The sequence below is a fragment of the Longimicrobium sp. genome (assembly GCF_036280135.1).
GTDB lineage: Bacteria > Gemmatimonadota > Gemmatimonadetes > Longimicrobiales > Longimicrobiaceae > Longimicrobium.
In genome coordinates, this window is sequence record NZ_DASURI010000051.1 from 1 (window position 1) to 6921 (window position 6921).

5 protein-coding genes are annotated in these 6921 nt (G+C 68.9%); 2 read left to right on the plus strand and 3 right to left on the minus strand.

What is annotated here, in order from left to right:
* Positions 1–388 (plus strand): hypothetical protein (locus VFZ20_RS01775; RefSeq protein WP_329682097.1); only part of this gene is annotated, 388 nt, incomplete at its 5' end.
* Entirely contained in the window at positions 375–2504 is a 2130-nt protein-coding gene (locus tag VFZ20_RS01780; RefSeq protein ID WP_329682098.1) for a hypothetical protein, read from the plus strand. The genes VFZ20_RS01775 and VFZ20_RS01780, both read left to right, overlap by 14 nt.
* Before the next feature lie 20 nt (positions 2505–2524).
* Here the strand turns inward: VFZ20_RS01780 and VFZ20_RS01785 are convergent, their stop codons facing one another.
* The 3 genes from VFZ20_RS01785 to VFZ20_RS01795 all read right to left on the minus strand — a co-directional run bounded on the left by VFZ20_RS01785 (position 2525) and on the right by VFZ20_RS01795 (position 6845).
* Positions 2525–3034 (minus strand): hypothetical protein, encoded by a 510-nt coding sequence (locus tag VFZ20_RS01785; protein ID WP_329682099.1) that lies wholly within the window; start codon positions 3032–3034, stop codon positions 2525–2527.
* A gap of 33 nt (positions 3035–3067) precedes the next feature.
* Complete coding sequence (locus tag VFZ20_RS01790; protein WP_329682100.1) at positions 3068–4996, minus strand: WD40 repeat domain-containing protein; 1929 nt, start codon at positions 4994–4996, stop codon at positions 3068–3070.
* 112 nt (positions 4997–5108) lie between these two features.
* Entirely contained in the window at positions 5109–6845 is a 1737-nt protein-coding gene (locus VFZ20_RS01795; RefSeq protein WP_329682101.1) for a hypothetical protein, read from the minus strand.
* Positions 6846–6921 lie beyond the last annotated feature (76 nt).

Here is a 6921-nt window from a genome sequence, read left to right on the forward strand (position 1 = left end):
ACCCGGCGGAGACACGGTCCTGGTCAGGCAGAACGGGGTGGCGGAGTCCGGTGCGTGGCGGCCGCCGGTGGTGGTGGCCGGGCCGGTCCGAGGACTCCGGGTGGAAACCCTGCACGGCGGCGCCTGGCGGCGCGGGCCCGGGGTGGCGGCGCCCGATCTGGCCGCGGTGCCCGGGAACGCGAACTGGGCCTGGCGGAGTGTGCCGGCCGTCTCCGGCGACGAACCCGGGTCGTGGTTCATCCGGGGCCATCACACGGTCGCCGCGGTGGGCGTGAGTTACGTCTACCGCGCCGCTACCCTGGGGTACGGGCTGCCGGAGGCACGGGAGCGGCGGGTGGTGGTCGCGACGCCTGCCCTGCTGGAGGGAGGGACCGGTGACGTGCGCTGATGCCCTTCGCCCGGTCGTGCGGCGACTCGGCTGCAGACGGGGGTTCGCGCTGAACGCGGTACTCGTTCTGACCGTCGCCGCAACCCTGATCGTGACGACCAGCGTGTTCCTCACCGTCGCGGAAGAGCGCTCGTCGGCGGCGGGCTCAGAGCGCGCGAGGCTGGCGGCGGCGGCCGACGCGGTGATCGCCGAGATGCAGGAGCGGCTTCTCGCACGTGTGCAGGCCACCTCCGGCGCGCTCCGGGGCGCCGACCTGGCGCTTCTCAACGGATCGGCCGCGGAACTCGGGGCCGGGCTCGGCCCGTCGCTGGAGCTGGAGCTCGCACGCACCGGGTGGCGGGTGATCGAGGTGCGGGACGGCGAGCGCATCCCCCACGACGAGGCGCCACTCGCGGCATGGACGGACCAGCCGCGCCTGTCGTACGCGGGAGTGCCGCCCGTGGGCGGCCTTGTCGCGACACGGACGGTGGTCGTCTCGATGTACGCGACGGTGCGCGGCAAGGGTGGAACGTACCGGGTGCGCAGAGACCTGGCTGTCTCCCAGGTCCCGCCCCACCAGCACGCCGTGTACGTCCAAGGCGACGCGGAGATGTGTTCCTCGGAAACCGTGAGCAACGCCGTGGGCGGGCCCGTGCGCGTGGATGGCCGCCTGGTGGCGCTCTCCTGTCCTCACCTGATCCGCTACACGGGTGGGATTGAAGCGCGCGACGGCATCGCGGCGGACGCCCCCGCAGCGCATTTCGTGGTCGGCGCCGATGGACAGCTGCCGCTCGCGTCGGTATCCCGGGAGGCGGCGGAAGGAGCGCTCGACGGGGTGCTCGCGCCGTGGGGCGGGCGCGTGCGCATCGCCTCCGCGCTGGGCGGCGCGATCGGCCCCGGGCGCCTGAGCAGCGCCTCCATCGCGGGCTCGGGAGAATGCGACGACGTCCCCGCCGCCGGTGCGCTCGCCTGCGGCGGCGCCGCGCGGTACTTCCCGTCGGTGCAGGTTCAGCGGACCACGCGCGGCTCCGGCACCGAATACTCGGTCGTGTGCGGCGCCGCGTATGACGCGGGATGCGCCGACGTGCTCGCCGCGATCACTTACGTTCCCTGGCCCTTCTCCGGTCCCCAGCCAGCGGGGTTCACCGCGCCGGATCCGGCGGCGCCTGGGTTTCCGTGGCGCGGGCTGCTCCCGGACCTCCGGCGGGAGACCCGGTGCACGGGAACGGTCGCGGGCAACTCGTTCCGCACGGCGCGGTGCCCGACCAATCTCTATGGGTTCCGCATCGACGTCTCCGCCCTCCCTCCTGTCGCGGGTGGGCTGCTGTCGATCCGCCGCGCCGCCGGCCAGGCGAGCGGCGCGAACCCCTCCGGCGCGCAGGAGATCGTGCTGCTGGCCAACGGGCGCGCACTCGCGGGGCCGCTCACGATCCACTCGGAGATCCCCGTCTACGTGGCCGGAAGCTTCAATATCAGCACGCACCCGGCGTTCAACGGCCCTCCGCCCGCCAAGATCCACGCGCCGCGCGTGGTCGTGCTGCCCAACGAGGCCGTGACGCAGCTGCAGACGTCCGTGGTTTGGGACAGCGTACCACCGGCGGGGTCATCCGAGCCGGTCGCGCTGCCGCTCCGCGCCGAGTCGAACGTCACCCTGTACGCGGTCATCCGGAGCGGCTACTGCGGGAGCACGGGGAGCCAGTACTTCGGGGGCGTTTGGGAAGGGGTGCCGGCGGTGCTCGGGGACTGGAGCGGCGCGGGATTCAGGATCGTCGGCGCGATCGAAGCCCGCGACGTGACGCTGAGCCCTGCGCAGTGCGCGGCATACGGCGCACCCGTCGGCGTCGTGCCGCCGTCCGGGACGGCCTCCGTGCAGCCTGCCTCGCGCACGGTGCTCTTCGACGAGCGGCTGCTCCACCCGGCTTTCCAGCCGCCGGGCGGGTGGGGACACCGAAACATGGTCTTCACCGGGCCGGCCGCGGTGCCGGGGCGCAGCTACGAGCGCCAGCTCCGCGCGGTGGGCGGGACGGTGGTCGTGCGGCGGGTTCATGATGACCGGCGGGGGTTCCCGCCGATCCCGCCCGCGTCTTCGGTCAGTGCGGCGAGACCGCTTCCGGCCGCGCCACTGCCTTTGCCATGAACCGGAAGTGATCGACGCGTTCAGCAGTGCGGCGGCAGCGCGTCGAAATACGTGATCAGGCGCTCCGCTACCTCACCCAAGTCAGTGCAGCGAAAGGGCGTGTAGCGGTCTGCCGAGCTCATGTCAATGCTGGGACGCACGCGGTAGTCGTCTGCCTGTTCGAAGGCGACGGAGAGGAAAGTGCGCATGGGGATCAGCCACGCACGGCTGATAGCGAGGGTCGCACGATTGAAATAAACGCAGAGCACGTGTCCGTGGTGATGCTCGACGAACGTCGCCTTCCTGACCTGGAAGTGCACGATCTTGGGGTGCCTCGCCGAGGTTCGCGTTCGACACTTCACCTGCAGCGGCAGCGCTTGGCCAGTGACCTTGTCATAGATGAGCACGTCGATGCCCCCGTCATCCGCCACCGGGCGGAACGGGGACAGGCGGCCGGCGGACGCCATGACGAGGTGGTTCGCGACCAGGTTCTCGCCGATGGCGCCGAGCTGCGTTTCAGATACGACCAACTGCTGGCTGGGATCCCGCATACAGGCATGTCTTCACTTCATGGTGACCGTTACTCAGCAGCCGCCTCCACCACCCCGGTAAACCATGCTCCATTCGCTTTCGCTGCTGCTGCGCTTGAAGATCACGTAGTACATCCCCTCGTACTGGGCCTTGGTGGCGATCACTTCATCCACACCGTCGCCGTCGATGTCCATGTGGTCGACAAACTGCTCAGTTTCATGCGACTGATTCCCGCCGATCTCGGCGGCGCTTCGGTGATAGCTGACCAGGACCGGCCGGGTCACTCCGGCATCAGAGCTGACGATCAGCAACAGATTGTGCTGGCTGCCGGCCGCCCCCGATTCGACCGTGCCGACCAGTTCGGGACTGCCATCCCGATCCAGGTCGATCACCTCGACCTCGGCCGCTTCATCGGCTACAACACGGATTGAGGCCAACGCGCCCGCAGGGGCACCGCGGCTGCGGAGGACGTCGCGCGCCTGCCGCAGAAAGCTGGACCTTTCGGCTGCCGTAGCCGCCCTGCGTGTGCTGCGTCCCTCCAGGAACTCACGCCCGCCTGTAACCCCGATGAATCGGCGCACACGCGAAGGAGCCGTGAACGCCCCCCTGGCCGTGGCACCGAAACCCAGAAAACAGCCGCCGAAGAGGTCAGGGCCATCGTAGTCCACCCGGTTGAACGTCGCGGCGCCGATCCGCAATCCGCCGCGCAGCACGTCCAGGGTGCCGCGCGGAGGGAAATAGGCCTCCCGTATGCGGCGGGAGGCCTCCCGTGAGTCACCGGAGTACGTGAAGCCGCTTTCGGGGATGAAGCCCTCGAACGGAGAGACGAAGCGGCCACCCTGGAACACCGCGAAGGGGTCCGCTGACATCTCCGCAACTCCGTACTCACCGGGTTCGAGGGTAAAGAGAACCATACGGGGACCGCGTCCGGCCCCGGGTTGAACGGCCCCGGGCTCCGCGGCGGCAGGCGGTTCTGGAGCGAGCGCGGCAATCCGCTCCGAGAGGTCCCAGACCCTCACGCTCCCGTCCTTGCTCCCGTGCGCGAGCCGCTGGCCATCAGGGGAGAAGGCGACGGACCACACCCAATCCTCGGCGACCGGGAGCTCGAACGCCACCCGGCCGGTGCCCCGGCTCCATACGAGTGTACGCCGGTCCAAACCACCGGACGCGATGAGTCGACCATCAGGCGACATCGCCAGCGACGTGACCGCACCCCGGTGGCCCTCCAGCATCACCAGGGTATCGCTCACGAGGTTGTCCCAGAGGATGATCTCACGGTTGTCGCTTCCGGTGGCCAGCTCGCGTCCGTCCGGCGAAAACAGAACGGCGTAGATGCTCTCGCTTCGCCCGTAGCCGCGGTACGTGTGGGGGGTGAGCTCCATCAACGCTCGCCCGGTGCCCACGTCGCGGAGAATCAGGGTTCGGCCGGTTCGTAGCCTGGCCCGCAGGCTGGCGCTCGCCAGGACCCGCCCGTCCGGAGAGAATGCAAGCGATACGACGGGCCCTGGATGGCCGGGAAAGCTGTTGACCTGGTCACCGGTTGCCACATCCCACGTCCGCACCGTCTTGTCGTCTCCACCGCTCGCGAGCAAGCGCCCATCGGGCGAAAACGCGAGCCGGTACACCGGGCCCTCGTGCCCGTGCAGGCGGCGGATCTCGCGCATGTCTGCCGCATCCCACAGGACGATCTCTCCGTTCTGTCCGCTGGTGGCCAGGACTCGGCCATCCGGAGAGAAAACCGCTGCGTTGACCGCCTCCCGGTGTGGCCGATGCTCGCTCAAGACGCGGGCTCCCGCGCCGTCGACCATCACCAGCCGGCCATCCTCCACTGCGACCGCGATCCGGCTACCGTCGGGCGAATAGCTGACGCCGTTGACCTGCGCGTTCATCGCGACACGCTGCATCTGCTGCCCTGCGACGGGCCCATGCACGGCCCAGGCGAGGACGCCGCTCACGACGAGGATCTTTCGGGAAGAGCTCATTCTCGGATGTCTATTCAAGGTGCCCAGCTGCAACCCTAGCGCTCCATGCACCAGGTGATCGCCATTCCGGAGTAGGCATCGTAAACGGGTGCCCAGCCGCCGCCCGTCTTCTTCAGCACGGTGTAGACGCGCCGCTCGTCCCCTCCATGATGACCTCTTCCACTCCATCCCCATCTGCATCGAGATGGTCCAGGAACCAGCGCGTGGGAGGTTTCCCGAGCTGCGGGCGTTCGTAGAAGTCGAGGTAGACCGGCTCCCAGCCGCCGGACGGAGTCTGCGTCAGGATGAACACCAGCCCGTACCCATCCTCTTCCTCCCTCTCCGGCAACGCTTCGTAGCTCCCCATGAGCTCAGGCCGTCCGTCACGCTCGAGGTCCGCCACGGCCACCGGCTGCGCGTCCAGCGAACGCGCTCGCGCCGCGATGGACATCGGCACACCCGAGTCCAGCAGCACCCTTTGGACGTACTCACGGACCGCAGCGGTCTGTGCCGCGCTTGGGCGCGTAACCCGGCGTACACGGACGCCATCGTCGGGATGAACGACGATCGCGCCGGAGCTGAGGCGCGCGCCGGAAACCGGCTCAATAGCCGTCGTCGGGTAGTCGCACCTCCGACTCCGGTCGGGTGAGGGCGGGCTTGGAGCCATGATCCTCGCCACCCCCAGTACCTCCCCCATTCGCCCGTAGGCGACGCTCTGCCCCACTGGGAAATAGGCTTGATGCATCCGCTCCGTGGCGGCGACGAACTGCTGACCGGCTATCGAACCTTCCCGCGGATAGAAGCCGAGCCGCGGATCCCGGAACCCCCGGTGATCGACAACCGCGAAAGGGAACATGTACATGGGCTCTCCGGCGCTGGACCAGGCTAAATAGAGCGTGCGCTGTCCCGGCGCCGTTCCGCCCAGGGGCGCCGCATCCGCCCGGGCGGATGCTGGTGAGGCGTCCAGCGGCAGGCGCGTGAGGACCGAGGAGCCGGCAACGGCTGCATAGAGTCCGGTACCATCGGAACTCATCGTGAGAGCGCGCGACCTCCCTCCGGGCAAGCGCATCTCCCACGTTCGGCCCCCGTCGCCGGACAGGGCGACCCCGCTGTCCGTCGCGGCAACCAGCATCCCTCCTGCCGAATGGAGCGCCCACACGGTCCCGCCAGCGAGGCCATAATGGCTGCGGACCCAACGGTCCGCATCCGCGTCGAAGCGGAACACGCCCTGGTTGGATCCTGCAAACAGGTTTCCCTCCTGATCAACCGCGAGCGCACGGATCGTCCCGAAATCCCACTGGCCCACCCGGGACCACGACCACCCTTGATTGCTGGATCGGAAAACCCCTGCCTCTCCGCCACCGAACAGAGTGCCGCTGGGGGTGAACGTGAGCGCGTTGATGTCCCGGGGTCCTGAAGGATGCTGCACCTGCTGCCACGTCCGCCCGTCGTCAGAGGAGCGCAGCACCTTCGTTCCGGATGAGGCAACGATCACTCCGTCTGGATCCACGGCGAGCGCGTGCACGAACGGCTCGATCTCGACGCGAGGCCACGTTCCTCCGTGGTCCTCGGACCTGTGCAGCTGACCGTTCCATCCGGTGATGCCGGCGACGAGTGCCCCGGTCGGCGTCCGCACCAGGGCAGCAACGTTCCGCCCCGACAGCCCCGCATTGCTCCAGCTCTGCCCCGCATTGTCCGAGCGAAGAACGCCGTGCCGTTCGGTTCCCGCAAATATGGTGTCGCCAGCGACGGTCAACGCCTGGAATGACGGAGTACTGCGAGCGTCCGCCCGCTGCGGAAACGCGACTGCCGGCAATCCCAGCATAATGAGGATCGCAGAACCAGAAACGGCGCGTGCGGCAATCATCATAGCTCCTCGATTAAGGGACAGTCTCGTCGCGGCCGGCCAGAATCGCGGGCGGCGAGTTCGCCGGCACAGGTTGGCG